Origin of the sequence: Bradyrhizobium elkanii WSM2783, from assembly GCF_000472865.1 — a bacterium.
Taxonomy (GTDB): domain Bacteria; phylum Pseudomonadota; class Alphaproteobacteria; order Rhizobiales; family Xanthobacteraceae; genus Bradyrhizobium; species Bradyrhizobium elkanii_A.
On record NZ_AXAP01000001.1, the window covers coordinates 12,900 to 38,720 of the forward strand.

25 protein-coding genes and 1 pseudogene are annotated in these 25,821 nt (G+C 62.8%); 15 read left to right on the top strand and 11 right to left on the bottom strand.

Annotated features, from left to right (window positions below; translation table 11 throughout):
* Nucleotides 1-28 precede the first annotated feature (28 nt).
* Nucleotides 29-1,024 (top strand): ketopantoate reductase family protein, encoded by a 996-nt coding sequence (locus YY7_RS0100075; protein WP_196237190.1) that lies wholly within the window; start codon nucleotides 29-31, stop codon nucleotides 1,022-1,024.
* Between the two features lie 11 nt (nucleotides 1,025-1,035).
* Here the strand turns inward: YY7_RS0100075 and YY7_RS50045 are convergent, their stop codons facing one another.
* Nucleotides 1,036-1,698, bottom strand: coding sequence for a TetR/AcrR family transcriptional regulator (locus YY7_RS50045; RefSeq protein ID WP_051396394.1), 663 nt, complete (start codon nucleotides 1,696-1,698; stop codon nucleotides 1,036-1,038).
* 163 nt (nucleotides 1,699-1,861) lie between these two features.
* Between YY7_RS50045 and YY7_RS0100085 the strand changes: the two genes are divergently transcribed.
* The 8 genes from YY7_RS0100085 to YY7_RS0100120 all read left to right on the top strand — a co-directional run bounded on the left by YY7_RS0100085 (nucleotide 1,862) and on the right by YY7_RS0100120 (nucleotide 10,946).
* The gene (locus YY7_RS0100085) at nucleotides 1,862-3,229 is read left to right on the top strand and encodes an aminotransferase class III-fold pyridoxal phosphate-dependent enzyme (RefSeq protein ID WP_028161455.1); all 1,368 of its coding nucleotides are present in this window, start codon (nucleotides 1,862-1,864) and stop codon (nucleotides 3,227-3,229) included.
* A gap of 42 nt (nucleotides 3,230-3,271) precedes the next feature.
* A complete protein-coding gene (locus YY7_RS0100090) occupies nucleotides 3,272-4,381 on the top strand; it encodes a class II histone deacetylase (RefSeq protein WP_028161456.1) in 1,110 nt (369 codons plus the stop codon).
* 130 nt (nucleotides 4,382-4,511) lie between these two features.
* The gene (locus YY7_RS0100095) at nucleotides 4,512-5,807 is read left to right on the top strand and encodes an ABC transporter substrate-binding protein (RefSeq protein ID WP_028161457.1); all 1,296 of its coding nucleotides are present in this window, start codon (nucleotides 4,512-4,514) and stop codon (nucleotides 5,805-5,807) included.
* Between the two features lie 12 nt (nucleotides 5,808-5,819).
* A complete protein-coding gene (locus YY7_RS50050; RefSeq protein WP_035688692.1) occupies nucleotides 5,820-6,635 on the top strand; it encodes an ABC transporter ATP-binding protein in 816 nt (271 codons plus the stop codon).
* The gene (locus YY7_RS0100105) at nucleotides 6,628-7,356 is read left to right on the top strand and encodes an ABC transporter ATP-binding protein (protein ID WP_028161458.1); all 729 of its coding nucleotides are present in this window, start codon (nucleotides 6,628-6,630) and stop codon (nucleotides 7,354-7,356) included. The genes YY7_RS50050 and YY7_RS0100105 overlap by 8 nt, the downstream gene beginning before the upstream one ends.
* Before the next feature lie 4 nt (nucleotides 7,357-7,360).
* On the top strand, nucleotides 7,361-8,245 hold the full coding sequence (locus YY7_RS0100110) for a branched-chain amino acid ABC transporter permease (RefSeq protein ID WP_028161459.1): 885 nt from the start codon (nucleotides 7,361-7,363) through the stop codon (nucleotides 8,243-8,245).
* Between the two features lie 7 nt (nucleotides 8,246-8,252).
* On the top strand, nucleotides 8,253-9,290 hold the full coding sequence (locus tag YY7_RS50055; RefSeq protein ID WP_245287129.1) for a branched-chain amino acid ABC transporter permease: 1,038 nt from the start codon (nucleotides 8,253-8,255) through the stop codon (nucleotides 9,288-9,290).
* Between the two features lie 75 nt (nucleotides 9,291-9,365).
* Complete coding sequence (locus YY7_RS0100120) at nucleotides 9,366-10,946, top strand: GMC family oxidoreductase (RefSeq protein WP_028161460.1); 1,581 nt, start codon at nucleotides 9,366-9,368, stop codon at nucleotides 10,944-10,946.
* Between the two features lie 540 nt (nucleotides 10,947-11,486).
* Here the strand turns inward: YY7_RS0100120 and YY7_RS50060 are convergent.
* The 9 genes and pseudogenes from YY7_RS50060 to YY7_RS0100175 form a co-directional block, all read right to left on the bottom strand.
* Entirely contained in the window at nucleotides 11,487-12,032 is a 546-nt protein-coding gene (locus YY7_RS50060) for a hypothetical protein (RefSeq protein ID WP_349642642.1), read from the bottom strand.
* 445 nt (nucleotides 12,033-12,477) lie between these two features.
* Nucleotides 12,478-13,248: pseudogene (locus YY7_RS50065) on the bottom strand (3-hydroxybutyrate dehydrogenase).
* Nucleotides 13,249-13,313: 65 nt separating this feature from the next.
* Nucleotides 13,314-14,105 (bottom strand): acetoacetate decarboxylase, encoded by a 792-nt coding sequence (locus YY7_RS0100145; protein ID WP_028161462.1) that lies wholly within the window; start codon nucleotides 14,103-14,105, stop codon nucleotides 13,314-13,316.
* Nucleotides 14,106-14,134: 29 nt separating this feature from the next.
* On the bottom strand, nucleotides 14,135-15,307 hold the full coding sequence (locus tag YY7_RS0100150) for a DUF3734 domain-containing protein (RefSeq protein WP_028161463.1): 1,173 nt from the start codon (nucleotides 15,305-15,307) through the stop codon (nucleotides 14,135-14,137).
* A gap of 39 nt (nucleotides 15,308-15,346) precedes the next feature.
* On the bottom strand, nucleotides 15,347-15,946 hold the full coding sequence (locus YY7_RS0100155; RefSeq protein ID WP_028161464.1) for a PepSY domain-containing protein: 600 nt from the start codon (nucleotides 15,944-15,946) through the stop codon (nucleotides 15,347-15,349).
* A 23-nt stretch (nucleotides 15,947-15,969) separates the two neighbouring features.
* Nucleotides 15,970-16,251: a hypothetical protein gene (locus YY7_RS50070; protein ID WP_155254968.1), complete on the bottom strand. Its 282-nt coding sequence runs from the start codon at nucleotides 16,249-16,251 to the stop codon at nucleotides 15,970-15,972.
* Between the two features lie 58 nt (nucleotides 16,252-16,309).
* On the bottom strand, nucleotides 16,310-16,528 hold the full coding sequence (locus YY7_RS0100165; protein ID WP_028161465.1) for a hypothetical protein: 219 nt from the start codon (nucleotides 16,526-16,528) through the stop codon (nucleotides 16,310-16,312).
* Nucleotide 16,529: 1 nt separating this feature from the next.
* A complete protein-coding gene (locus YY7_RS61730) occupies nucleotides 16,530-16,703 on the bottom strand; it encodes a hypothetical protein (RefSeq protein ID WP_196237191.1) in 174 nt (57 codons plus the stop codon).
* Nucleotides 16,700-16,900 (bottom strand): hypothetical protein, encoded by a 201-nt coding sequence (locus YY7_RS0100175; RefSeq protein WP_028161466.1) that lies wholly within the window; start codon nucleotides 16,898-16,900, stop codon nucleotides 16,700-16,702. Before YY7_RS0100175 ends, YY7_RS61730 begins: the two co-directional genes overlap by 4 nt.
* Before the next feature lie 489 nt (nucleotides 16,901-17,389).
* Between YY7_RS0100175 and YY7_RS50075 the strand changes: the two genes are divergently transcribed.
* Both YY7_RS50075 and YY7_RS0100185 read left to right on the top strand, forming a co-directional pair.
* The gene (locus tag YY7_RS50075; protein WP_035688695.1) at nucleotides 17,390-17,839 is read left to right on the top strand and encodes a hypothetical protein; all 450 of its coding nucleotides are present in this window, start codon (nucleotides 17,390-17,392) and stop codon (nucleotides 17,837-17,839) included.
* The gene (locus YY7_RS0100185) at nucleotides 17,836-18,477 is read left to right on the top strand and encodes a TetR/AcrR family transcriptional regulator (RefSeq protein WP_035688698.1); all 642 of its coding nucleotides are present in this window, start codon (nucleotides 17,836-17,838) and stop codon (nucleotides 18,475-18,477) included. Before YY7_RS50075 ends, YY7_RS0100185 begins: the two co-directional genes overlap by 4 nt.
* Nucleotides 18,478-18,514: 37 nt before the next feature.
* Here YY7_RS0100185 and YY7_RS0100190 read toward each other — a convergent pair whose 3' ends face one another.
* The gene (locus YY7_RS0100190; protein WP_035688701.1) at nucleotides 18,515-19,168 is read right to left on the bottom strand and encodes a TetR/AcrR family transcriptional regulator; all 654 of its coding nucleotides are present in this window, start codon (nucleotides 19,166-19,168) and stop codon (nucleotides 18,515-18,517) included.
* Between the two features lie 209 nt (nucleotides 19,169-19,377).
* Here YY7_RS0100190 and YY7_RS0100195 point away from each other — a divergent pair, with 209 nt between their 5' ends.
* The 4 genes from YY7_RS0100195 to YY7_RS0100210 are packed head-to-tail and all read left to right on the top strand — an operon-like array spanning nucleotide 19,378 to nucleotide 25,578.
* Entirely contained in the window at nucleotides 19,378-20,247 is an 870-nt protein-coding gene (locus YY7_RS0100195; RefSeq protein ID WP_245287130.1) for an ATP-binding protein, read from the top strand.
* The gene (locus YY7_RS0100200; protein WP_028161470.1) at nucleotides 20,244-21,359 is read left to right on the top strand and encodes an efflux RND transporter periplasmic adaptor subunit; all 1,116 of its coding nucleotides are present in this window, start codon (nucleotides 20,244-20,246) and stop codon (nucleotides 21,357-21,359) included. Before YY7_RS0100195 ends, YY7_RS0100200 begins: the two co-directional genes overlap by 4 nt.
* Nucleotides 21,356-22,432, top strand: a complete 1,077-nt coding sequence (locus YY7_RS0100205) for an efflux RND transporter periplasmic adaptor subunit (RefSeq protein ID WP_028161471.1) — start codon at nucleotides 21,356-21,358, stop codon at nucleotides 22,430-22,432. Before YY7_RS0100200 ends, YY7_RS0100205 begins: the two co-directional genes overlap by 4 nt.
* The gene (locus YY7_RS0100210) at nucleotides 22,429-25,578 is read left to right on the top strand and encodes an efflux RND transporter permease subunit (protein ID WP_028161472.1); all 3,150 of its coding nucleotides are present in this window, start codon (nucleotides 22,429-22,431) and stop codon (nucleotides 25,576-25,578) included. The genes YY7_RS0100205 and YY7_RS0100210 overlap by 4 nt, the downstream gene beginning before the upstream one ends.
* The last annotated feature ends 243 nt before the right edge of the window (nucleotides 25,579-25,821 follow it).

Genomic DNA, 25,821 nt, shown 5'->3' on the forward strand with positions numbered 1-25,821 from the left:
TTGGCTGCGGATCGGTCGGGTGGACCCGGTGCAGCTCAAGATCGGCATCGTCGGCGCAGGTGCTATTGGAACTGCCCTAGCGGGCAGTCTCATGCTGGCGGGCCAACCGGTCATGGTAGTCGCGCGCGGCGCACGGCGAGATGTCATCCTCAGGCATGGTCTGCGCTGGCGCGAGAATGACGAGGTCCGTACCGTCGTTCCGAAAATCGGGGAGATGCACGAGCTCGCAGATCGTGACGTCGTCATCATCGCAACCAAGGCGACGGCACTGCCCGATCTATTGCCGCAGGTCACCTCAGTTCTCGCGCCGATGGCGCGGGTGATGCCTGCAGTCAACGGCCTCCCCTGGTGGTATTTCCAGAATGAAGGATCGTTGTCAGCGACGATGCTGCCAATCCATCCCGGCGCGCACCTGCAGGCCCTGTTGCCCGCAGATCGGGTGATCGGATGCGTTGTCTACAGCCGTGCGTCAATGCGCGACGACGGTGAGGTCGAGATCTTTGGCCGACAGAGGCTCAAGATCGGATCGATTGGCCCTGCGCCTCAACCCGAAGCGCTTGCAGCGCAACTGGCTGAGGCGGGCATCGCCGTCAGTCTTGAGGAGAACATCCGCCGCGAGGTCTGGCGCAAGATGGTGCGCAATGCCTCCACGAACCTCGTGTCGGGTCTGACCGGTGCCACACTCGAGCAAATCGGGCAGGACTCGGAGCTCCTCGAGGTTGCCTGTGCCATCGCCCGGGAGGTGGTCAGTCTGTCCCACCATGTCGGCTGCCCGGCTGAAGTCGACATGGCGGAGTTCATCGATGAAATCAGGCGAGCCGGTCCGTTCGCGACATCGATGTTGCAAGACATCAGAGCCGGTCGCGAGCCGGAACTCGACGCGCTCGCGGCGGTTCCGCTTGAAGTGGCGAAGTTTATCAATTGCGAAATGCCCACGTTGCGTCACATCGCTGCGCTCTTGCAGGCGCAGCTTCGCAATGAACGTCATTGCTGCGGATCGCCGAGCTATAGCGCGCCCTCCTGATACAGTCGCGACTAATCTGTTACTCGCTTACGTTCCCGCGGCTTCCTACGGGTGCCGGACAGACCGGCCGCGAACGCCTGCGTCGCCGCAATCAGCGCCTCGATCGCCCGCGACGACCGGGCCTTGTTGGGTTTCGCCAACTCCTGCAGGAGCAACCCGTCGATGCCGGCCAGCATGAAACGTGCGACATTGGCACATCCAGCGGCATCGAGCTCGCCGGTTCGCGCCGCGACGCCTTGCAGGAGGTCCTGATAGACCTTGACGTAGGCGTCATACTGGTAGGCGGCGAGCCCAGCCGCATCGTCACGCCGCAGCGCATACAAAGTGAGCTCATACTGCACGATCTGCAGATCGAGGGTCCGCGTGAGGAAGCGCCAGCCGGCGCGCAAGGATTCGCGGATACAACCTGCGACATCTGCACTGTCGCCGGCTTCCGCGCGCAACGCCGCGGTCGTTTCGTCGATCAGATGTTCGAGGACAGCCAGCAGGAGCGCGCTTTTGCTTTCGAAGTGATAGTGCAGTGTGGCGAGGCGAACGCCGGCACCGGCCGCGATGTCCCGCGTCGTTGTCGCAGCGACGCCTCCGGTCTGCAGCGCGTGCAAGGCCCCCTCGATGATCTGGCGTCGCGTTCGTTCGCCCTTGGCGCCAGTCTGCTCACGTCCTGCAGTTGTCATTGCTCTCTCGCTCTCTCCACATGCGCGCAAGGCATGTCGATTCCGTGCCGCACAAATTTGCATGTTGCACAAAATTGGTCATTTGACCAAATTTATCCCTCTGTCTAAGCTGAGCGAATGAGCGCGATGCCCCTGGAGGTAACCAAGATCGGAGGAACGAAGAATGTCCGTTGCAGCCGCTCGAAATAACGACACGCTAACTCGTCACGTCGTCTACCCGTTCGCAAACGCCAACTTCCTCGCCGAGAACCCCCCAATCTGCATCGAGGGCGGTGACGGTGTCTATGTCTCGGACGGCCAGGGCGGCCGCTATCTCGACGGACAGGCGGGGCTTTGGAATGTCAATGTCGGACATGGCCGTCGTGAGATCAAACAGGCGATCATCGAGCAACTCGATCGGCTGAGCTTCTATTCAACCTTCGGCAACACCACAAACAGCCCGTCAGTAGCCCTGGCGGACGAGCTCTGCCGGCTCGCCGAGCCGGAAGGCATGGTTCGCGCGTTCTTCTCGTCCGGCGGCTCGGAAGCGAACGAAGCCGCGATCAAGCTCGCCAAGCAATACTGGCGGCTCGCCGGCGAACCGCTGCGTACCAAGATCATCTCGCTGCGTGGTGCCTATCATGGCGTGACGCTGGGCGCGCTTTCGGCCGGCGGCGTGAACGTCTACAAGGAACAGTTCACGCCGCTGCTGCCGGGCTTCTTCCAGGTCGAGGCGCCGCACGTCTATCGCAACCCGTTTACGTCGGATCCGGAGGCGCTTGGCCGTCTCTGCGCCGAGTTACTCGAGCGTGAGATCATCTACCAGGGGCCGGGCAGCGTTGCGGCCTTCATGGCCGAGCCGGTGCAGGGTGCCGGCGGAGTGATCGTGCCGCCGGCGAACTTCTGGCCGCTGGTGCGCGAGGTCTGCGACCGGCACAATGTGTTGCTGATCGCAGACGAGGTCGTCACCGGCTTCGGCCGTTCCGGCAGCATGTTCGGCAGCCGCGCCTGGGCCGTCAAGCCTGACATCATGGTCTTCGCCAAAGGGATCAACAGCGGCTATGTCCCGCTCGGTGCCACGCTGATCAATGCGAAGGTGGCGGCGGCGTTCCAGTCGGACGACAAGTCGCAGTTCACGCCGCGCGCGTTCATGCACGGCAACACCTATGCCGGCCATCCTCTTGCCTGCGCCGCCGCGCTCGCGAACCTGCGCATCGTCGAGGAGGAGGACCTTCCCGCCAACGCCGGCAGGGTGGGCGGCTATTTGCTGGCGCGACTGAAGGACATCCAGAAGCGCCATCCCAACATGGGAGACGTACGGGGCAAGGGGCTGATGGTCGGGATCGAACTGGTCGCAGATCCCGAGACCAAGCGGCCGTTCGATCTCGCGGAGAACTTCGGCGCGCGGATCTGGGACCGTTGCGTCGCCAAGGGCATCCTGATCCGCAATCTCGCCGATACGTTCATCATCTCACCGCCGCTGACCTTCACGACGGAACACGCCGACAAGATCGCGGATACCTTTGACGAGGCGATCAGCGCGGTCGAGTAGATTGGCACAAAGTCGGCGCGCTCTTTAGAAGGGATTGCTCGCATGGCTACCGGGTTCGTCTGCCATGAACTTTACATGTGGCATAACACCGGCAATTGGGCACAGGTGTTTCCTCCCGGATTGACAATCCAGCCTGGTACGCATGCGGAAAATTCGGAGACCAAGCGTCGTTTCCGCAATCTGGTCGAGGTGAGCGGCCTGCTCGATCATCTTGTGCAGATCAAGCCGCGTCCGGCGACGGTTTCAGAGGTCGCCCGCGTCCACACCGCTGATCATATCGCCCATATCAGGCGACTCAGCGACGCCGGCGGCGGCGACGCCAGCGAGCTGACGCCGCTCGGCGCCGGCAGCTACGAGATTGCGCTGCTGGCGGCTGGCGGCGCCATCGCCGCGGCCGAAGCGGTGGCATCGGGCGCAGTCGAGACAGCCTATGCGCTGATCCGGCCGCCGGGACATCACGCCCGGCCGGAGCTCGGCATGGGCTTCTGCCTGTTTTCCAACGCAGCAATCGCGATCCGCCATCTCCAGGCGGCCGGTCACGTCTCGCGCATCGCCATTGTCGACTGGGACGTGCATCACGGCAACGGTACCCAGGCCGTGTTCTACGAGGACCCCAGCGTGCTGACGATCTCGCTGCATCAGGACAATCTGTTTCCGCCGAACTCCGGCTCACTTGACGAGAACGGCGCGGATGCTGGCGAAGGCTACAACGTCAATATCCCGCTGCCGCCAGGATCAGGCATTGGCGCCTATCGCGCGGCATTTGAACGCGTCGTGCTTCCCGCGCTCGATCGCTTTCGGCCGGACATGATCGTGGTGGCGTCCGGCTTCGATGCGTCGGGTGTCGACCCGCTCGGCCGCATGATGCTGTCGTCGGCCGCCTATCGCGAGATGACACGCATGCTGCTCGCAGCCGCCAGGTCGCTGTGCGGCGGCCGCATCCTGATGACGCATGAAGGCGGTTATTCGGAGATGTATGCCCCCTATTGCGGGCTTGCCGTTCTCGAGGAGCTCTCCGGCGTCAAGACACATATCGCGGACCCGTGGAAACCGCTGATGGCAGGGTGGGGCGGCAACGAACTGCAGCCGCATCAGGCCGCGGTGGTCGATGCGGCGGCAAAGCTCGTAGCCAGGCTCCCCGCTGTGGGTTGAGTTGGCGATGCGGTTCGCGGATCGCGTTTACCGGATGCCATGGCATGGTTCCTGCAACGACCGCCGCCATGCATCGCTCGCTTTCTTCGGCGCCGGATTGTCCGCGCCATAAACGAGGGGACAGACGATCATGCTTGACCGACGTTCACTTCTCGGCGGCGTTGCCGCTGGCGCAGGCTCAATCGCACTGCTGGCGAGCCTGAACCATGGTGCCCGCGCTGCGGGCAGCCCGATCAAGGTTGGCTCGGCGCTGCCGATGTCCGGCTTCGCCGCCGCTGACGGCATCGAGTTCAAGAATGGCCTCATGCTTGCAGCCGAGGAGATCAACGCCGCCGGAGGCATTCTCGGACGTCCGATCCAGATCGAGGTCGAAGATACGAAGGAGATGGGGGCCGATATCGTAACGCAAGCGATGCAGCGCCTGATCGATCGCCACTCGGCAACTGCGATTATCAACGGATACAACGTCGGCACCAACATGGTTGAGATGGATGTCGCCGCCGACAACGACGTCATCTTCGTGCATTACAACACGCTGATCTCGCACAACACCAAGTTTCTCAGCGACCCTCAGCGCTACTATTCCTGCTTCCAGGGCGACCCGCCCGAGTTCTATTATGGTCCGGGCTTCCTGCTGTTCCTGAAGTCGCTGATCGACACCAAGCAGTGGTCGCCGCCGAACAGGAAGATCGCGATCATCCCATCGGCGAACGAATATTCGATCGTGATCGCCAACGCGATCCGCGACCGCGTCAAGGAGTTTGGCTTCGAGCTCGGGCTCTACGAGACCGTCCCGTTCCCAACCAATCAATGGGGACCGACGCTCGCCAAGCTGCGGCAGGACCCTCCGGCCGCGATCGCGGTGACGCACTTCCTGCCGCAGGATCTGGCGCAATTCATGGTCCAGTTCCTGCCGGAGCCCACGCAAAGCCTCGTCTATATGCAATATGGTCCCTCGCTTCCGGCATTCCGCGAGATCGGCAAGGAAGCGATCAACGGGGTGATCTATTCGACCGTGATCGGCTGCCTGCCCGATGACTTCTCCGCCAGCTATCGCAAGACCTACCGCGAGAAGTTCGGCGCCAACGCCGCCTTCATCACGGGATCGCAGACCTATGACGGGCTCTGGCACTACGCGCTGTCGGCGGCGATCGCCGGCGGCGCGGGAGAATCCGGCAACAAGGAGCAGACCCGCAAGGTGTCGGAAGCGATGAAGCGGCTGATCTATCGCGGCGTCAACGGCATCTACCACGCCGATCCCAAAGGCCAGTCCGCCTTCTGCTATCCGACCCAGGTCAAGGATCCTTCGCTCGGCATGGCGCATCAGTTCCTGCAGCATCAGGACTACCGCATCGATCCGAAGTTGATCGCGCCCTCGCTCTACGCGACCGACGCGATGAAGCTGCCGCCCTGGATCAAGGCGTGAGAGGCCGACGAGGTGAGCTCTTCCGGCCAGACGAACGATCCGCTACTCGTCTGCGAGAGCGTGACCAAGACCTTTGGGTCGCTCCGTGCGGTGGACGGTCTCTCATTGACCGTTCGTCCCGGCGAGGTGGTCGGTCTCGGTGGGCCGAACGGCGCCGGCAAGACGACGTTCTTCGACGTCGTCACCGCCGTCACCTCCATCAGCGCCGGCCGCATCCTGTTTGCAAGCCGCGATATCACCGGACTCGCGGCGCATGAAGTATGCCGCGCCGGTATTGCCCGCACCTTTCAGCTCAACGCGGCGTTCGACAGCCTGTCGGTCCAGGAGAACATCGAGGTTGCTGCCCATTTCGGCTATGCCGACCGCCGCTTCCCCGGCTTTGCGATCGGCCGCGCCGCCCGGCAGCGCGCCGCAGCAGCGCTCGATCTCGTCGGCCTCGCCGGTCGGGACCGCGTCGCGCGCGACCTGCCCGTATTGGACCGCAAATTGCTGATGATCGCAGGCGCGGTTGCGACTTCGCCGCAGTTGCTGCTGCTCGACGAGCCAGTCGGCGGGCTCAGCCCGTCGGAAGTCGACCGTATTGCCAATGTGGTGAAACGGTTGTCGGCAGCGGGGATCGCAATCCTGCTGATCGAGCACGTCATGCGCTTCTTGCTTTCCCTGTCGACGCGCGTCGTGATCATGCACCATGGCAAATCGATCTTCGAGGGCGCGCCCTCGGCGGTGGCCGACGACCAGACCGTGGTGGAGACCTATCTCGGCAAGGCCGCGACCAGGCGGCTCAAGGCCTATTTCGTCAAGCAGTCGGAGATGAGCACTCATGGCTGAACCGATCGGCTCCTCCTGCCTGGCCGTCAACGGGCTCGTGACCGGCTACGACGCCCGCAACGTCCTCACCGGCGTATCGCTGTCGCTGAATTCAGGCGAGCTTGTCACTGTCGTCGGCCCGAACGGGCATGGCAAGACGACGTTGCTACGCGCAATCTCGGGCCTGCTTCCGGTCCGCAAAGGATCGGTGTCGCTGAATGGTCGCGCGATATCAGGCCTGCCGGCGCATCGCGTCGCGGCCAATGGCGTGATCCATGTGCCGCAGGGGGATCTGTTGTTCGCCGGCATGAGCGTGCTCGAGAATCTCCTGATGGGCGCCTATCTCGATTCCGACCAGGTGGCGGTGGCTCGGCGTCTCGATGAAGTGTTCAGTCTGCTGCCGAAGCTGGCGGAACGGCGGACGCAGATCGCGGCGAGCCTTTCCGGCGGCGAACGGCGGATGGTCGGCATCGGCCGCGGCCTGATGATGAAGGGCTCCGTGATGCTGATCGACGAGCCGTCACTGGGCCTCGCGCCGATCGTCATCGAGCAGATCTATGAGGTGATCGCGCGGCTGAAGGCCAGCGGCCGCACGATCTTGCTGGTCGAAGAAAATCCCGCCCGCGTCGCCGATATCGCCGATCGCATTCATCTGCTCGACAACGGCGCCTTCGTCTGGTCAGGCGAACCTGCCGTCCTGCTCCAGGGCGACGAACTCCTCGCAACCTATCTCGGAGGCTGACGACGTGGACATCATAGGACCCGTGCTGGTCGCCGGGATGACCACCGGCGCATTGTATGCGCTGGCGACCCTCGGCCTTTCGCTGGTCTGGGGATCTCTCGGTATGCTCAACATGGCGCATGGCACGCTGCTGACACTGGGCGGCTACGCCGCTTTCACGGCTGCGAGCCAGCTCGGCTGGCCCGTTCCGGTCGCGGTGCTCGCTGCCGCCGCAGTCGGAGGCCTGATCGGTGCGCTGATCTTCATGCTGGTCGCCTATCCGCTGTCGCGCCGCAGCCCCGAGACGTTCGAAACGACCATCATGATCGCGACCTTCGGCGTCGCGCTGACGTTGGAGAATATCGTGCTGCGGCTCTATGGCGGCCAGCCGCTGGGGCAACCGCTCTCGGTTGGAGGCTCGATCAGCCTCGGCCGCTTTGTGCTGCCCTGGCAAAACCTCGTCATCATCATCGCCGCTATCGCGCTGATGGCCGCAACCGCCCTGTTTCTCGCTCGGACCAAGGCCGGCCGGGCCATTCGCGCCACGGCGCAGAACCCGGATGCCGCGAAGCTGCTGGGCGTGCCGGTCGCGCGTGTCTACCTGCAGGTCCTGATCCTGTCTGGAATACTCGCCGGTGTTTGCGGAGTGCTGGTGTCGTCGATCACCCAGCTCTCGCCCTCGCTCGGCGCAGATCCGATGCTGAAGGCCTTCATCATGTGCGTGGTGGCCGGGCTCGGCAATCTGCCCGGCGCAATTATCACCTCCTTCGCTCTCGCCATCGTCGAAGCCGTGGTCCAGTTCCTGGCCGGCGCCCGATGGGGTTTCCCTGCCTTGCTCGCCATCGTCATCCTGGTGCTCATTCGCCGGCCCGGCGGACTGTTCGGCCGGGTCGAAATGCGGCGTCTGTGAGGTCAATGTGAAACGCCAGGATCTCGCTCACCTCATGATCGGCCTCGTTGTTCTTGCCGCGGCCGTCGCACTCCCGTTCTATGTCGACAGCCGCTACGTCATCGGCCAGGTCACGCTCGGCCTGTTCTATGCAATCGTCGCCTCGCAGTGGAACCTGCTGTTTGGTTTCGCCGGCGTCTTTTCGCTGGCGCAGATGGCCCTGTTCGGCTTCGGCGGTTACGCCACCGCGATGCTGTGCTTCTATTTCGGCATGAATGTCTGGGCCGCGATGCCGCTCGCGGCGGCCGCGACCGTGGTGTTCGGCCTCGTCATCGGTGCGGCATGCTTGCGCCTGAGCGGCGCCTATACCGCGCTTCTGACCCTTGCGGTCGCACAGGTGATGTATCTCTTGATCGTCACCGACACCGATTGCTTCATCATGGTCGGCACGCAGTGTCGGCAGTTCACCGGCGGTGCGGTCGGCTTCGCGCGCTTCGGCGACCTCGGCACGCGCGCGATGTTCAAGGCCAAATACCTGGTCGCCAACTATGCGCTGGTGGTGATCTTGTTCACGGCGACCATGCTGTTCACCTGGGCCATCATCCGTGGCCCGATCGGGCTGGCCTTCCGCGCGCTGCGCGACAATCCCGGCTGCGCAATGGCCCGCGGCATCAGCCGCTTCCAGATGCAGCTACTCGTGTTCGGTCTTTCGGCGTTCTTCACGGGACTGGCCGGCGGACTCTATGCCGCGCATTTCAACGCGATCGGCCCCGGCGTCCTGTCGTTCTCGCAACTGTTTTTCATCATCGCGATGGTGGTCGTGGGCGGCATCGGACGGCTATGGGGGCCGCTGGTCGGCGCCATCGTGCTCGTCGCCGCCGATGAGGCGATGCGGGAGATCGGCGAATTCCGCTCGCTCGGGCTCGGGGTCATCATCGCCGCCGTCATGGTGCTGATGCCGAACGGCCTGATCGGCCTGTGCGAGAACATTTGGGACAGACTGCGCCGGCTGCGCACGCGCGGTCCCGCGCTCGCCACCGAGGTGTCCGGCGACACGCCGGCGTAAGGAAATAACGACTTCGCCCGCTGCGCCAAGCTGCGAGCTTCACGGCGCAGAGGCTTTAGACCGATGGAGTGAGAGATGTACGATACGATCATCGTGGGCGCCGGTTCGGCCGGCTGCGTGCTGGCCAACCGGCTGTCCGCTGATCCGGGCCGCAAGGTGCTGGTGCTGGAGGCCGGCCGCGCGGCCCCGCTCGCTTCCGATATCCCGTCGGACTGGCCGACGATGTTCAACACGGCGGTTGATTGGGGCTACTACACGGAGCCTCAGGCAGGTTGCCGGGGCCGCCGCGTGTTCTGGCCGCGCGGCAAGATGGTGGGCGGCTCGGGCGCGATGAATGCGATGATCTACATTCGCGGCCTGCCGTCCGACTATGACGGCTGGGAAAAGGCCGGCTGCGCCGGCTGGGGCTGGCGCCACGTGCTGCCGGATTTCATAGCGTTCGAGAACAACGCCGATTTCACGGATAGTCCGCTGCATGGCACCAGCGGTCCGCTATACGTCGCCAGTGTTCCCTTCATCGATCCCAATGAGCGGCTGTGGCTTGAAGCTGCGAAGGCCGCTGGCTACAAGCATAATCTCGACTTCAACGGCGAGAGCCAGGAAGGCGCAGGTTTCTTCCAATTCGTGATCAAGCAGGGCGAACGGTTCGGAACCGGGAAGGCCTATTTGCGGCCCACTCTGGAACGCTCCAACCTGACGGTCAAGACCGGTGTCCGTGTGATCCGCGTCGTCATCGAGAAAGGCCGCGCGACCGGCGTCGAGTATCTTGAAAACGGACAGATCAACACGGCACACGCGGCCGGCGATGTCGTGATGTCTTCCGGTGCGATCGGCTCCGCGCAGCAATTGCTGCTCTCGGGCATCGGTCCGGCCGACGAGCTCAAGACCGTTGGCGTGAGGCCTGTGCATGACCTGCCCGGCGTGGGAAAGGACCTTCAAGATCACATCAACATTCCGATCACGTTCTACAGCAAGGAAAGGATCGGCGTCGGCGCTTGGACCGAAGAGAGTCTGGAGGCAAGCTTGAAGGAATGGCAGGAAAGCCGGACCGGCCCGCGATCCTCTCCATGGGTCGCCGCTGGCGCCCACGTGCGCAGCCGTCCGGAAGTCGAGCCCGATCTTCAGCTCTATGGCGCAATCAGCCCGCATCGCGACTACGTGCGCTTCCTATCCTCGAAGCCTGGCATCACGCTGCATTCAACGTTGCAGCGGCCAAATAGCCGTGGCGAGTTGACGTTGCGCTCGGCCGATCCGCTCGAGTATCCCTCGATCGATCCGCGCTACTTTTCATCCGATCCGACCGGTCAGGATCTGCGGACCATGATCGAGGGCGTCCGAATCAATCGTCGCATCGCCGCACAATCGCCCTTGAAGGAGCTGATCGAGTGTGAAGTTACGCCCAGCGCGGAGGCGGAAAGCGATGCCGAGATCGCCGAGTATGTGCGGGGCCATTGCACGACGCTGTATCATGCCTCGTCAACCTGCCGCATGGGCACTGACAAGATGGCGGTCGTCGATCCTAAGAGCTTCAAGGTTCACGGTCTCGACGGGCTTCGCGTCGCCGACGCTTCGGTGATTCCTATCATGATCTCGGGCAACATTCAGACACCGACGATCCTGATCGCCGAGCGAGCGGCCGCGGCCGTCATGAGCTGAAGGTGCGCCCCACATGAAGAAGCGGAATCGATAACTGCAGAACCGAGGCCATTCGTCCCCTTCACGTTTGGCGCCGAACCGATGCAATCGGTGGGATCCTAGGTGCGCCTACGGTAAGAAACGCAATAATCGGGTGTTGCGCGTCCAAGATTTGAACCTGCTCGGGAGTTTTCGAAGCGGTACTTCGCGCACAAAAGGCGGCATTTGGGGGACAATCAACGCGCCGCTAAGCCAGTTACGCTGCGCGCCGATACAAAACAGGGCCTCCGAAATAGTGGGTTTAGCGATGTAGCGGACCCCCGCTACCAATCCTGCGATTTTACCCGCCAAGCTACGATCTTGTACGATTTCGCGCCCTTGATGGTAACGGGCTATTGCAGGGGCCGGAATTGTCTCCCAGAGAGATTTGCCGCTCCCCTGCTTCACCAAGGTGATCGACTCCGCGGTCAAAACGCTGTGCCGCAAGCGCTCGACCTCCGTTGAGAACTGAGCGAATCTTCCCCAGCGCATTTCGCCTGAGGCGGGGCTTGTCAGAAACCTTCAGCTCTTCGCGCCAGAACCTCTAAGAGCATTCCAGGCCGCCTGATTGGCCAGATCGAACGCCTTGCGGGACTCCGCGAGCGCTCCGCTCAGCACCGACCAGGACTCGCCGCCAGCCTGCTCCAGCTTCTGCAAGCGCGCTTCGGCCTCCGTTGCGTCGGACTTCAGCTGCTTGAGTGCGGCATCGAAATCCCCGGTATGCGTTGCGGCAACTTTGCCCGCGGCTTCACGGAACTTGTCGACGGCCTCGCGCCAGGCCTTTGCCTGCGCGGCGGCGATGTCCTTGAAGGTCGCTTGTTGCTGTTCGATCTGTCTGCCGGCGCTTTCGAAATAGGTCTGCATCTGCGCTTCGAAGCCGTTCCACTGCTTCTCGAGTTCCGTCCTGTTGCGTGCCCAGGCCGCTTCGCCGGCTTCGGCTTGTGTCTTGAGTTGCGCCTTGAATTCGTCGCGACGCTTCTTCAGATCGGCGATGATCTGCTCGGCTTTGACCTTGGATTCGGCCTTGGCCTCGCCGGCCTTGACCTCGAACGAGGCGAGGAGCGGCATCCATTTCGTCGATGCGCTCCTTGGCCGAATTCAGGTAACAATGCATACTGCTCTGCTCCGACATGACCGTCTCCGTTGGCTGTCCGAATTGGATATTCTTCGAACTCGGCTTTGCTCGTGTTGACTTGGGTCAACCGCCCTCGTCGTAATGCCGCGTCTCTCAGGCCGATAGGGAAATAGTCTTGCCATTTGACCCTCGGCTCTGCTTCCGACCGCGCGATGGCCCGAAAGCAGTCGTTGCATAGAAGTCGCTCGGAGCCCCATCAGCTCGGCATTACTGGGCATCACATCCGCATTGAAAGTCTCCTCGCGTCTACGCAGGGCGTTGGCCTGGCTGTTGCCGTCCGCGAGATCGAGCTGGAAAGGGCGGCTGGTCTTGCGGCCTCTTTGAGAGAAAGACATGATAAGGCTCCGTGAATTGAACCGCCTATGCCGCCGTCCAGCCTCAATCCATCGAGAGGTTGGCTCCCGTGATCTGAGCGGCATCGTCGCTGCAGAGGAACAGAGCGAGTGAAGCAACCTGCTCGACGGTGACGAATTCCTTGGTCGGCTGCGCAGCGAGTAGGACGTCGCTGATGACCTCGTCCCTCCGCATGCGACGAGCCGCCATCGTGTTTGGAATTTGCCTTTCCACGAGCGGCGTCCAGACGTAGCCGGAGCCGATACAGTTGCAGGTGATCTTCGAGCGGGCGAGTTCCCGCGCGACCGTCTTGGTGAGGCCCGCAATACCGTGCTTGGCCGCGACATCGGTGGACTTGAAAGGCGAGGCGACCAGCGAATGCGCCGAAGCCGTTGTGATGATGCGGCCCCAGCCGCGCGTCTTCATGCCTGGTACCGCCGCACGGATGGCATGGAAGGCGGCGGACAAGTTGATCGCGATGATCGCATCCCACGTCTCGGCAGGGAAGTCCTCGACCGGCGAAACGTGTTGGATGCCGGCGTTGTTGACCAGAATGTCAACGCCACCGAAGGTCCTTTGGCCAAGAGCGATGAGCTAGACGATCTCGCTCGGTTTCGTCATGTCCGCAGGCGAGTAGATCGCCTTGACAAAAAAATCGCGCTCGATCGCAGCACGCGTTTTCTCGACATCGCCGGGCGCGCCCATGCCGTTGATCACCACGTTCGCGCCGTCGCTGGCGTAGGCCTGCACGCAAGCGAGGCCAATGCCGCTGGTCGAGCCCGTGACGATTGCGGTCTTGCCGTTCAGAGTTCCCATCGTACACTTCCTCGTAACATGCGAATAGGATCGGCGCTCCGGCTCGATGCGACGCGCAGTTGAAGTTAAAAGGCCAGAGCTCTTTCACCTGCTCGTATCGAGCCGCGAGCCGGCTGGTGCAGATAGTCGTGTACCACGGTCCCGAGGCCGAGCGTGAGGTCGGCGCAGATGTGGACGGCGGAGACGATCTCAAGGACCGGCAGTTCGGCAACCGGCGCCAACGCATGTGGCGTCAGGGCAAGCGCCGCCGGTCCGGTCCACGCGCCCTTCAGCACGATGTCCTCGAGCCGGTATTGAACGATCTCGCAGATCCGCGGGCTGCCGTCGACGTGCGGGATGATCTTGAGCAGGAAGTTCGGCTCGTTAAGCGCAGCCTTGACCTTCGCCAGATCGGCCTCGCAGTGCTTGTAGCCCATCGTCCCAGTCGCGACCCGCACGGGGCCGTAATCCAGCGTGCCGATCAACGTATCGATCTCGGTTCGCAGGGTCGGTTGCGCAAGCTTCTTCGGAAAGCCCCAGAGCTCGCGTCCGCCCGCAATCGGTCCTTCGTCGTTGAGAAACATGCAATGTGTGTAGCCGCCCTTGCGTCCACGGAAGGAGACGGGGATGACCTGTCCGCTTTCCGTGTAGTCGCCAAAGCCGTTGGAATCGGGCATGCGGATGAACTCGTATTTGACGAGAGCTTCTCGCTCGTCGACCTCGAGCGGATCCGGAACCACTGCCCGGAGCTTTGTCGGATCAGTACGATAGGTGATGATCAGGTATTCGCGATCGACGAACCGGTATGGCCCGGGCGGGTAAGCCGGGCTGGTCAGCGGCATGGCAAAAGCCCGTCGTTTCACATCAGTCTCGCGCATTTGGGTTATCTCCAGGCGATGAGGTTGGGTTACTCGCGGCCGTCGTGTTCGAGATCGAAGGTAAAGACTCCGTCCGGGCTCGAAGGCCGAGCGAGCACCTCGGGATGGCGCAGAGTGCGCAGAGCGTCGTGGTAGCCGGCTTGCCAATGGTCCTGCATTGACAGGCGCGAGAACTCGTAATCCTTGGAGTGCCCCTCGTGATTACGCGCGCGATAGATCAGGTGGACGATATTGTAGACGTTCCGCGAGACCGCCGTGTTGAGCAGTTTCACGGTCTCATGCTGACTGAGATCGTCGGGCAGCCTCCCCAGTAGATCCGTTAGTGCGCGCCGCAGGCGCTGCACATGCTTGAACTGGTCGGTGCTGGCGCGCGTGCGGCTCGAATACTGGATTTCCTTGTGCCGCGTGACGACCTCAGCCATGTTGCGCGGAAGTTGACCGCGCGCGCTCCAGAGGTCGACCTGGAATGCGAGCATGTCCTGCGGAGCATCAGATTCGATTACCCATTGCAGCGGCGTGTTTGAGACGAGACCGCCGTCCCAATAGTGCTCGCCCTCGATCTCCACCGCCGGAAAGCCTGGCGGCAACGCGCCGCTCGCCATGATGTGCTCGGGTCGAATCGTATGGGTGGTATTGTCGAAATAGACGAAATTACCCGTTCGGACGTTGACCGCGCCGGCGCTGAAGCGCGTCAGACCGGCATTGATACGATCGAAGTCAACCAGGCGCTCCAGCGTGGTCTTGAGCGCGCGCGTGTCATAGATGCTGGTCGCATCGCTGGCTCCGCCGGGCTGCAGCCAGGGCAGAACGGGACGGGCAGAGAAGAATCCGGTAGCGCCACACGTGGCCGCCAGACCGGCGCTCATCTGGTTAATGAGGTTTCGCGTATTGTCGCTCCGCGTCCAATCCAGGAAGGGATTGCCGGACCAATCCCAGGGCGCGGTCGAGGTGACTTGGGTCCAAAAATCGCGCAGGCGGTCAACACGGGACTCGGGCGGGTTGCCGGCGATGATGGCGGCATTGATGGCCCCGATCGATATGCCAGCAACCCAGTCGGGATGAATGCTGGCTTCGGCCAAGGCTTCGTACACGCCCGCCTGGTACGCGCCAAGCGCACCTCCGCCTTGCAGCAGCAGCGCGATGCAGTCGAAAGGAAGCTGCCGTTGTGCCGATGATAGCTGTGATCGAGGCTGGAAGTTCATGGCTTGTGTGCTCTTTGAGTGCTGATGAACATGCTCGTGTTAGTGGCGGCTCGTGTCTTGCTTTCCGATCTTGGGAGGCTCGAGCAGCACCTCCTTCAAATGGTCCCCGGAGGCGACGACGATCACGAAGTTGAGTTTGCCATCCTGTCGTATCAGTCCACCGGCCAGCGCGCTGCCGGCCGCGGCTTTCTCGGCGACCTGCACGGCATCGGACAATTCGGGCTTGATCCCCTTCAAGGCAAGGATGTTGGCGAGGTCCTCCCGATCGAGTTCCTGCAGCGACGACGTCATCTCCTTCCCGGTAATGCTCTCGGTATTTGCGTCGATGGCGTTCTCCCAAACGTGCTCATTCCGGGTCGTGCGAACGCGGTAGACGGGCTGGCTGTCGATCTCGAAGCTGATGTCGGCGGTCTTCGAACCGTCATGCAGGCGCTCCGCGATCGCGATCGCCCGGCTGAGCGGGACGCGTATCGTGCGGAATTCCGAGAGAACGCGCTGGATAGCGGCCTCCTCGGCCTGGCTTTGCGCGCTCGTGCTTCGGCTGTCTGCATCTGCAGATTTTTGAACGTCAGCGACGGCGGCTGTCGCGGCGAGCGTGGCGGACCACATGATCAGGGCAAACAAATGCTTCTTCGTCATCGGATCAATCTCGGTGTGGTTGGTCAATCGTTTGCGACGGGCGTGTGAGCGACGACGATCTCCTTGTCGGAGAGCGTGGGCAGCGAGTGACTGGTATCGATCACGACGCGCTCCGGCCCCTTCACGTCCGAGTCGATGCGGATCGGAGGCGGCGCAGTATCCGGCTTTGCGAAGCGGCTTGGCGGTTGGGCCGGGAGCACCCAGCCGCTCGCCCAAAGCAAGCAGAGCAGAGCGCCGCCGACCGACAGAAAATAGTCGCGCAAGGGAAGGGCGGTCCCGTTCGATCGGCTCGCGTGCATTGACATGACGGATCGTCGGCTCACGGCACGCGGCTCCCGACAACGGCATTACTCTGTCGCATCGTCAGATACTCCACGGGCGCAGATGCCGGCGCGCACGTTTGGCGTCGAGATAGCCACGCTCGTCGAGCCATTCGGTTGGACAATAGGCTGCGGCCTTTGGATCGATCATGAGTCCGTCACGCTGGAGCGCTCTCCGTGTTCCGGTCATACCAGTCCGCACGACCTCGCTGCTGGTCGGGTCCACTTTCATCCCGTCAAAGACTTCGATGAAGTTCAGCATGTCAGGACGCTGGTGCTCGCTCACGCCGTGTGTGTGAGGCGGTCGACTTCGTGAGGTGAACGCCTCTGCGCGCGAGCTCGCACTCGATAAAATCGAACACGCATTCGACCGGCGCGGTCCAGACGTTGACCCAGTAGATGATGCAGTCGCGGGCGATCAGCAGCGCCGGTGTCATGCGACCGTCCTCCGCTCCAGCCGGATAGTGGTCGGCTGGCGCGCGGCAAGCCAATGAGCCCACGCGATCATCGCGACCGTGATGCCAAGCAGCAGGCTCAGGGCCACGAGGCAGAGCGCGACAAAGAAGTTCAGCGAAGCGGCGGCGAGGCCGGGCAACGGATTTTCGCGCATCAACGCGAACAGCAGTGTTGACATTCCGCGCCTCCTTAATAAAATATACCGTATAGTTCATATAAATCACGCGCCAGTGCCTGAGTCAAGACGAGTGCGTCACAAGCGCGTGTGCAGGATCAAGGCGGCGAGGCTCCGCCAGGTTCAACCAGAAGCCTCGAGCAGAGAAGGGATCTGACATGACGAGATTGATGCCGGCGTTATTCGCAGCGGCCGTAGTCGCGCTTGGCAGCGCAGCAGGTTTTGCCCAGGAGAACCGGGGCACACTCGAGCAGCGAGCGGCTTGCACCCCCGACGCCTTTCGCCTGTGCAGTGCCTACATTCCCGATCCATCGGGAGTCGAAGCGTGTCTGCGCCTCAGGAAATCGGATCTGAGCGAAGGCTGTAAGGCTGTGTTCGAGCAGGCATCCACCGGATCAGTCAGGGGCAGATAACGAACGACGTTGCGGCGTGATGTGACCAGGCACTGCCTTGAACCACATCCGCACTGCGACAGGAGACAGGAGCGATCTTATGAGCACGGTATACATCCCGGCCTTGGCTGCCTTCGGCGGCTCTGCGTTCGGCGCGGTCTCGACCATCGTCAGTGGATGGTTTAGCGGACGCCGAAGGCGTCGCGAGCGTCATCATGCCCGCTCGTTTTCGAAGCGCGAACAATTGTACCATAGCTTCATCGAGGAGGCATCACGCCTCTATGCCGACGCGCTGGTCAATGATCAGGCCGAAATACCGCAACTGGTCAGCTTCTATACGCTGGTCGGACGCATGCGGATCTTGTCGAGCAACGAGGTCGTTCAGGCCGCCGAGAGAACCGGGCACTTGATCATCGAAGCGTATCTCTCGCCAAATCGCACATTCGTCGATCTCCCCAAATTCATCGAGGAAATGGATCCCTTGCGCGATTTCGGAGAGGCCTGCCGCCGCGAGTTGGTGAACCTTCCGGCGCAGTGGGAGACGTTATGAGCGATCAGATTGACGACCGAATGAGGAGCGCCCGCCGCAGGATCGTGCAGGCCGCCATCCATCTCTATGGCGAGATGGGACACAACAAGACCACCGTCGCCGACATCGCGCGGAGCCTGTCGATGTCTTCGGCAAGCGTCTATCGATTCTTTCCCTCGAGGGGGGCGATCGAGGAGGCTGTGGTGCAGGAGGTGCTCGAGGAGACGGTCAGTGCCGCGGCCGAAGCGGCCCGCGCCAGTGGGCCAGTGCTACGGCGCCTGGCCGCAATCCTGAAGGCCATCGCCGACTGCAATGAAGCTCGACCGGCCAAGCATCGACGATTGCAAGACTTGGTAACCCTGGCCGTCCGGCAGAACTGGACGGTCGTCCTCGCCTACGACGACAGGATCCGAGGGCTGGTGCGACCGATCATCGGCAACGGGCAAGCACGGGGCGAACTGCAGGGTGGCAGTCCGATGGCGCTGACCTGCTGCCTGCTGGAAGCCATGGATGTCTATATCAACCCATCGCGGGTCGGCGCTGCGACGCTGCGGCCAAGCTTCGACGAGATGTTGAGATTTTGTACCGGCGCTTTGCGCCGCACGCCACTCCAGCCGGCCGAGATGGCAGCTCACGTGCAGCTCAAAGCCGCCGGTTAATGCGAATGCTTCTAAGGCAACCGTCTAAAAAAGACAGCTAGTACGACCAATCTGTCTCGCAGGCTGCCAGGAAAAAGCCGACGCGCTCGCGCACGAAGCCGGGAAGCTCCTTCTTCAGGTCCTTCTGAGTTTCTCCGACGAGCGACCGAAACAGCATCGGTAGCAGAATCAGGTCGAGAAAGATCTGCGCGGTGGCGCGGCTTCGTTTGGAGCTGAAAGGGCCCTTCGGGTTGCGAGCGAGCTTCTGCGTGGCGTCGTCCAGCAGCTGGGACACCGCATTTAGGGAGCGATCACGCGCAGCATCGTGAACGTTGCGGCTCAGTTCGGGGAACCGCTGCGATTCCGCGATCGTCGCGCGCACCATGCCGAGCGATTCCTCGACCACTCTCTCGACGATGGCTGTCCCGAGGCTCAGCAATTTGTCCTCGATGGTGCGGCCCTCGGGCGAGAAGCCCTCGAAGTCCGCCAAGCCCTCGATGGTACGGGCGACCACGGCTGCGAACAGCGCTTCCTTGCCGGGGAAATGAGCGTAGATCGTCGGCTTGCTCGCAGGAGCGAGCTCGGAAATGTCGTCGATGCTGGCGCTGCGGAAGCCCTTCTCCAGAAACAGCTGCTGGGCTGCATCGAGAATGCGCGCCTGTGCGTCGCCGGCAAGATCCTTGGGCGGTCTGCCACGCTTCGTCTTCTTCATTTTGGACCTCCGAATTCACGAGTCTGTGCGCATTGCTTTCCGACTTGACACGACGGGCAAAGAAAGGCAATAAAAAGAAAATATACGGTATAGTTTATTAAATCGTCAGCCCGCAACGCTTCACGGGCTTGGCGAATGCTCCCGAAAGATCGGGGGAGCAAAGGTGGGGGCGTCCGTCCCCGATCGTTCGCGTCGAATAGGAGAAAGTCGTGACTGTTTTGAGCCCAGCCCCGTCCGGCTTGCAGGAAGGCGTGCTGCTGCGCGAGGTGAATCGCAGGGTCACCAACGGTGTTACCTTGGCCATCGACCTTGTCTCCGCCGCGGCCATCCGGGTCGAGGGGACGGAAGCCAAGTGCGCTCTCAGCGATATCGTCGAGCTGCTGCATGGCTACGCCGACGTGCATCGTGCGCTGGCCATGCCAACGGGCGACACGCTGATCCATGCCGCGACCTACATTCGCAAATTGGGCTGTGGCATGCGCCGGGCGCTGCGGGACCGGATGGACATTCAACTGGCATTCGTGACCCAGTTCATCGCGCTTCAGCCGGAGCGATGCTGGCATCTGAGCCTGATCGTCCATGAACTCGTGATGCACGCGGCACGGCACGCCTGCTTCGACGCGCGGGCCGGGCGGATCAGGATCAAGCTGACGCGTACCGGTGCGCTGGTGAACTGCGTGATCCTGGACAACGGCTCGCGTCCCGCCCGGGATGCCTCGGATCGCGAGTTGCGAATTGCCAGGGATATCGCGAGGGCGCTCGGCGGCCGGATCGAGCAGGGTTTCGGCGCGGAATTCACCTCGATTGTCCTCTCGTTCCCGCTGACCGAGCGTGAGCGCGGTGCAAACTGGACCATTGCGACGCGCCAGATGAAGGCACCGCGCCGCACGAGAGCCATTGCTTCAAACGACGCAGTGCTCACCGCAAGCGCGGCGGCCGATCACCACGAGCCCGCTGTCGAGGCCGACCCCCTTGCGAGACTCCTGCGCCAGCAAGAACACGAAATGGTCGTCCCCCGCCAATCCGCCGATGCGCTTGGCGGGCTGTTGTCACCTTCCCATCATACGGACGCGCCATGACAAGCCAATTCTCCAGCCCCGTTCGAACGGCTTATGTGGGGAAGGCCCTCGCCGCAACGACCGTGCTCGTCAGCATTGTGTTGACCGGTTGCAACGATCATGCGGCGCAGACGGCCACACGGGCCACGCTGGTCCGGACCACGATCGTGCAGCCGCGCGACCGGCAAGCCGCCATCACGTTGACGGGCGAGGTTCAGGCGCGCTTCCGTGCCGATCTTTCGTTCCGTGTCAGCGGACGTGTGATCGCTCGTACCGTTGACGTCGGTGATCACGTCAACAAGGGCGACGTCCTCGCCCGTCTCGATCCCGCCGAGCAACAGGCTGATGTCGATGCTGCGACGGCGGCAGTGGCTTCCGCGGAAGCCCAGCTGCGCGTGGCGAAGGCAACGTTCGAGCGGCAGAAAGCGCTGATCGCAAGCGGCTTCACCACCCGGACCGTTTACGACCAGGCCCAGGAAGGTCTGCGAACCGCAGAGGGTGTGCTGGAGGCGGCCAAGGCTCAGCTGGGTACCTCGCGAGATGCGCTCGGATATACCATCCTGCGTGCTGAAGCGGACGGCGTCATTACCGCGCGAAGTATCGAGGTCGGCCAGGTCGTTCCGGCTGCCCAACCCGTGTTCTCGCTTGCTCAGGACGGGCAGCGGGATGCGGTCTTCGAGGTCTACGAATCAGTTTTCCTTGGCCAGACCGACAGCCGCCGCGTGACGCTGGCGCTGGTCTCCGATCCCAGCGTGGCAGCAACGGGTGAGGTGAGGGAGATTTCACCGGCCATCGACGCGAAGAGCTCCACGATCCGCGTCAAGGTGTCCATCGAGAACCCGCCGGCTGCGTTGACGCTGGGGAGCGCCGTCTCGGGAACGGTCAAGGCGAAAGCTCAGAAGGAGATCACCTTGCCCTGGAGCGCGCTGATGGCCGCGGGCAGGAGGCCTGCCGTCTGGACCGTCGACCCGAAAACGCAGACAGCGTCGCTGAAGCCGGTCACGGTCGGCGCCTATGAAGCCGGTCAGGTGCTGATCAAGGAGGGCCTCAAGCCCGGCGAGCGCGTCGTCGTCGACGGCGGCAAGCTTCTGAGTCTGGGCCAGTCGGTCACTGAGGAGGGAGGTCGGTCATGAAGCGACAGGTCATGATGATCGCCGGCACGCTCGCGGCGGCTTCGTTGCTCACCGGCTGTCAGCAGGAGACGAACGCGCCGGAGCCCGTGCGCCCCGTGCTCTCAATGGTGGCCAAGCCGAATAGCGGTGACAGCACGATTGCCGTGGGCGTCGTCGAGCCGCGCTATAAAACCAACCTTGGCTTTCGCGTACTGGGACGGCTGACTTCGCGTCCGGTCTACGTTGGCGACATCGTCAGCGAAGGACAAATCATCGGGACGATTGATCCTACCGCACTCGATCTCGCCGTTCGCGCGGCCAAAGCCCAGCTTGCGAAGGCCGAGGCGCAGCTTGCGACGGCCAAGGCCACGGAGGAGCGGCAACGCACGCTCATCACCAGCGATGCGACCACCAGGCAGACGCTGGACAACGCCGAGCAGGCCCGCGCCGGCGCCGAAGCAAGCGTCGCGCAGGAGCAGGCGAACCTGACCAAGGCGATCGAGCAACTCGGCTATGCCCAGATCAAGGCCGACTTTGGCGGCGTCGTCACCGCCGTCGGCGCGGAAGTCGGCCAGGTGGTCTCGCCCGGTCAAACCGTGGTGACAGTCGCGCGGCCGGACATTCGCGAGGCGGTCGTCGATATCGGGGAAGACCTCCCTGTCCCTCTCGAAGCCGGTCTTCCGTTCAGCGTCAGCCTGCAGCTTCTTCCCGCCGTTCAGGTCGAGGGCAGGATTCGCGAAATCGCGCCGCAAGCCGATCCGGCGACACGGCTGCGACGCGTCCGGATTGCGCTCGACAACCCGCCAGAAAGCTTCCGTCTCGGCGCGACCGTCACGGCAAAGCTCGGCAAGGACCAGAGCAAGGACTTGCGCCTGCCCGCATCAGCTGTGCTCGCCAAGGACGGCGCCGATTTCGTCTGGGTGGTTGATCAATCCGCCGGCACCGTCTCCTTGCAGAAGATTGATAGCGTCGCCGAGCCGGTCGGCATTCGCGTCACTGGCGGGCTTGCCGCGGGCACCCGCGTCGTCACTGCCGGAGTTCACAGCCTCAAGCCGGGACAGCACGTCCGCATCGAACAGGATCAAGAGCCATGAAGTCGTTCAACCTTTCTGACTGGGCGCTCGGCCATCGCTCCCTCGTCTGGTATTTCATGATCGCCTTCATGGCGGCCGGCCTGTTTGCCTATCTCCAGCTGGGGCGACAGGAGGATCCTGACTTCACCATCAAGACCATGGTGATTCAGGCACAGTGGCCGGGCGCCTCCGCCGAGGAGATGACGCGCCAGGTCACCGATCGGATCGAGAAGAAGCTGGAGGAACTCGAATCGCTCGACTACACCAAGAGCGTGACGGTCGCGGGCCAGACCACCGTCTTCGTGTACCTGCGCGATTCGACCAAGGCGGCCGACGTCAAGCCGACCTGGGTGCGCGTCCGCAACATGATTGCAGACATCAAAGGCGATTTCCCGCAAGGTGTGATCGGACCCGGCTTCAACGACCGTTTTGGCGACGTGTTCGGCAATGTCTATGCCTTCACGAGCGACGGCTTGAGCCAGCGACAGCTCCGTGATCAGGTCGAGGATATTCGCGCCAAGGTGCTGACGGTGCCCAATGTCGGCAAGGTCGACATTCTCGGCGCGCAGGACGAGGTGATCTATCTCGAATTCTCCACCCGCAAGATCGCGGCGCTCGGCCTCGATATCCACGCCATCATGAATTCGCTGCAAGGGCAGAACGCGGTTGCGTCCTCCGGCGTGTTCCAGGAGGGGCCGGAGCGGATCAGCGTCCGCGTGAATGGCCAGTTCGCCTCCGAGGCGAGTCTCAAGGCGGTCAATCTCCGCATCAACGACCGCTTCTTCCCGCTGACCGATGTTGCGACCATCACGCGCGGTTACGCCGATCCGCCGTCGACGCTGTTCAGATACAACGCTCAGCCCGCCATTGCGCTCGCGATCGGCATGAAGTCCGGTGCCAACCTGCTCCAGTTCGGCGAGGCGCTGAAAGAGGAGATGACGAAGATCGTCGCCGACCTGCCGATCGGCGTCGGGGTCCACCTCGTTGCCGACCAGCCCGTCGTGGTCGAGCATGCCGTTTCGGGCTTTACCGAAGCGCTGTTCGAGGCCGTGATCATCGTGCTCGGTATCAGCTTCCTGAGCCTGGGCTTGCGGGCGGGGCTCGTGGTCGCCATCGCTATTCCGCTCGTGCTCGCGATCACCTTCGTCGTGATGGCCTATTGCGGCATCTCGCTGCAACGCATTTCGCTGGGGGCCCTGATCATCGCGCTTGGCCTCTTGGTCGACGACGCCATGATCGCGGTCGAGATGATGGTGGCGCGGCTTGAGATCGGCGATCCCTCGGAGAAGGCGGCAACCCACGTCTATACCTCGACCGCATTCCCGATGCTGACTGGAACGCTTGTCACCGTGGCCGGCTTCATCCCGATCGGGCTCAACAGCAGCAACGCCGGCGAGTTCACCTTCACCTTATTCGTGGTGATCGCGGTATCTCTGATCGTCTCTTGGATCGTGGCCGTCTTGTTCACGCCGCTTCTCGGTGTCACCATCCTGCCGGCCAAAATGAAGGGACATCACGAGCAGAAGGGCCGCCTGGCGCAGATGTTCGCACGCCTGCTCCTGTTCTGCATGTATCACCGCTGGAGCACCGTCGCCGTGACGGCCGGCGCGTTCCTTCTCGCCCTGTTCGGCTTGCAGTTCGTGCAACAGCAGTTCTTCCCCTCGTCCGACCGTGCCGAGCTGGTGATCGACTGGAACCTGCCGCAGAACGCTTCGATCACCGAGACCAACACGCAGATGGCGCGCTTCGAGCGCGAGCAGTTGCAGGGCAATAATTCGGTCGAGCACTGGTCCACCTATGTCGGCACCGGTGCGCCGCGCTTCGTGCTGTCGTTCGACCTGCAGACCGCCAACACCTGGTTCGGCCAGCAGGTGATCGTGACCAAAGGCGGCATCGCCGCGCGCGACAAGCTCAAGTCGCAGTTCGACGACTATTTGAGGAAGACCTTCCCGGGCACCGACACCTACGTCAAGCTGCTCGAGGTCGGCCCTCCCGTCGGCCGTCCGGTGCAATACCGCCTGAGCGGTCCCGACATTGCCAAGGTCCGCGACCTCTCGCAGAAGCTTGCCGGCGTCATTCGCAGCAGTCCTGACCTCGGCAACGTGGTGTTCGACTGGATGGAGCCAGCTCGCGTCGTCAAAGTCGATGTGCTCCAGGACAAGGCGCGCCAGCTCGGCGTGACCTCGGAAGACATTGCCACCACTCTGAACTCGGTGCTCCAGGGCTCGCCGATCACGCAGGTGCGTGACAGCATCTATCTCGTCAATGTCACGGGACGAGCGACCGCACCGGAACGCGCCTCGATCGACACGCTGCGCGACTTGCAGATGACCGGGCTCGGCGGCCAATCGGTGCCGCTCGGGGCCGTCGCCAATTTGCGCTACGAGCTGGAACAGCCCACGATCTGGCGGCGCGCGCGGATTCCGACGATCACACTGAAGGCCGGCGTTATCAGCAACGTTCAGCCGAAGACGATCGTCGACCAGCTCGCGCCGAGGGTGGCGGAATTTACAAAGCAGCTGCCCGCGGGCTACTCGATCAAGATCGGCGGCTCAGTGGAAGAGAGCGCCAAGAGCCAGGGGCCGATCATCGCGGTCGTACCGTTGATGCTGTTCGTGATGGCGACCGTGCTGATGGTACAGCTGCAGAGCTTTTCGCGCCTGTTCCTGGTGTTTGCGGTCGCGCCGCTCGCGTTGATCGGCGTCGTCATGGCTATGCTGCCGAGCGGCGCGCCGCTGGGCTTCGTCGCCATGCTCGGCGTGCTCGCCCTCATCGGCATCCTGGTCCGAAACTCCGTGATCCTGATCGTGCAGATTGAAAATCTCAAGAAGGAAGGCAGGCCCGCCTGGGATGCCGTGGTAGAGGCAACCGAGCACCGCATGCGCCCGATCCTTCTGACGGCCGCTGCCGCAAGTCTCGCGCTCATTCCAATCGCGCGCGAGATTTTCTGGGGCCCGATGGCCTACGCCATGATGGGCGGCATCATCGTCGGCACGCTGCTGACCCTGCTGTTCCTGCCGGCGCTTTATGTCGCGTGGTTCAGGATCCATCCAAGCCATGAGGATGGATCGCTTCCCCACGAACGCAAAGCTCCCACGTACGAAACTGGCGCCGAACGGACGGTTGCTCACGAAGCGCCTGAGCTTGTGCTTGAGACGCAAATCTAGAATGGAGACGACGATGCATCGAAAGGCGGGGCTCGCTTCTATTTCCTACGAGATCGTCCGCTTTCGCGCGGTCTGCGGTTCACGACCGTTCAACACCTGTCGTCAAGCGTCTAAAGACACTCTTGCATAGTGCTCGCGAGCCGCCTCACGCGAAGGATTGGATGCAATATCGTAGGTTTGGTGCGTGTGGGGAAAGGCGGTAGCGCTCCACTGACTCGAACCCCCGGCCGCCGCGCAGGGCAA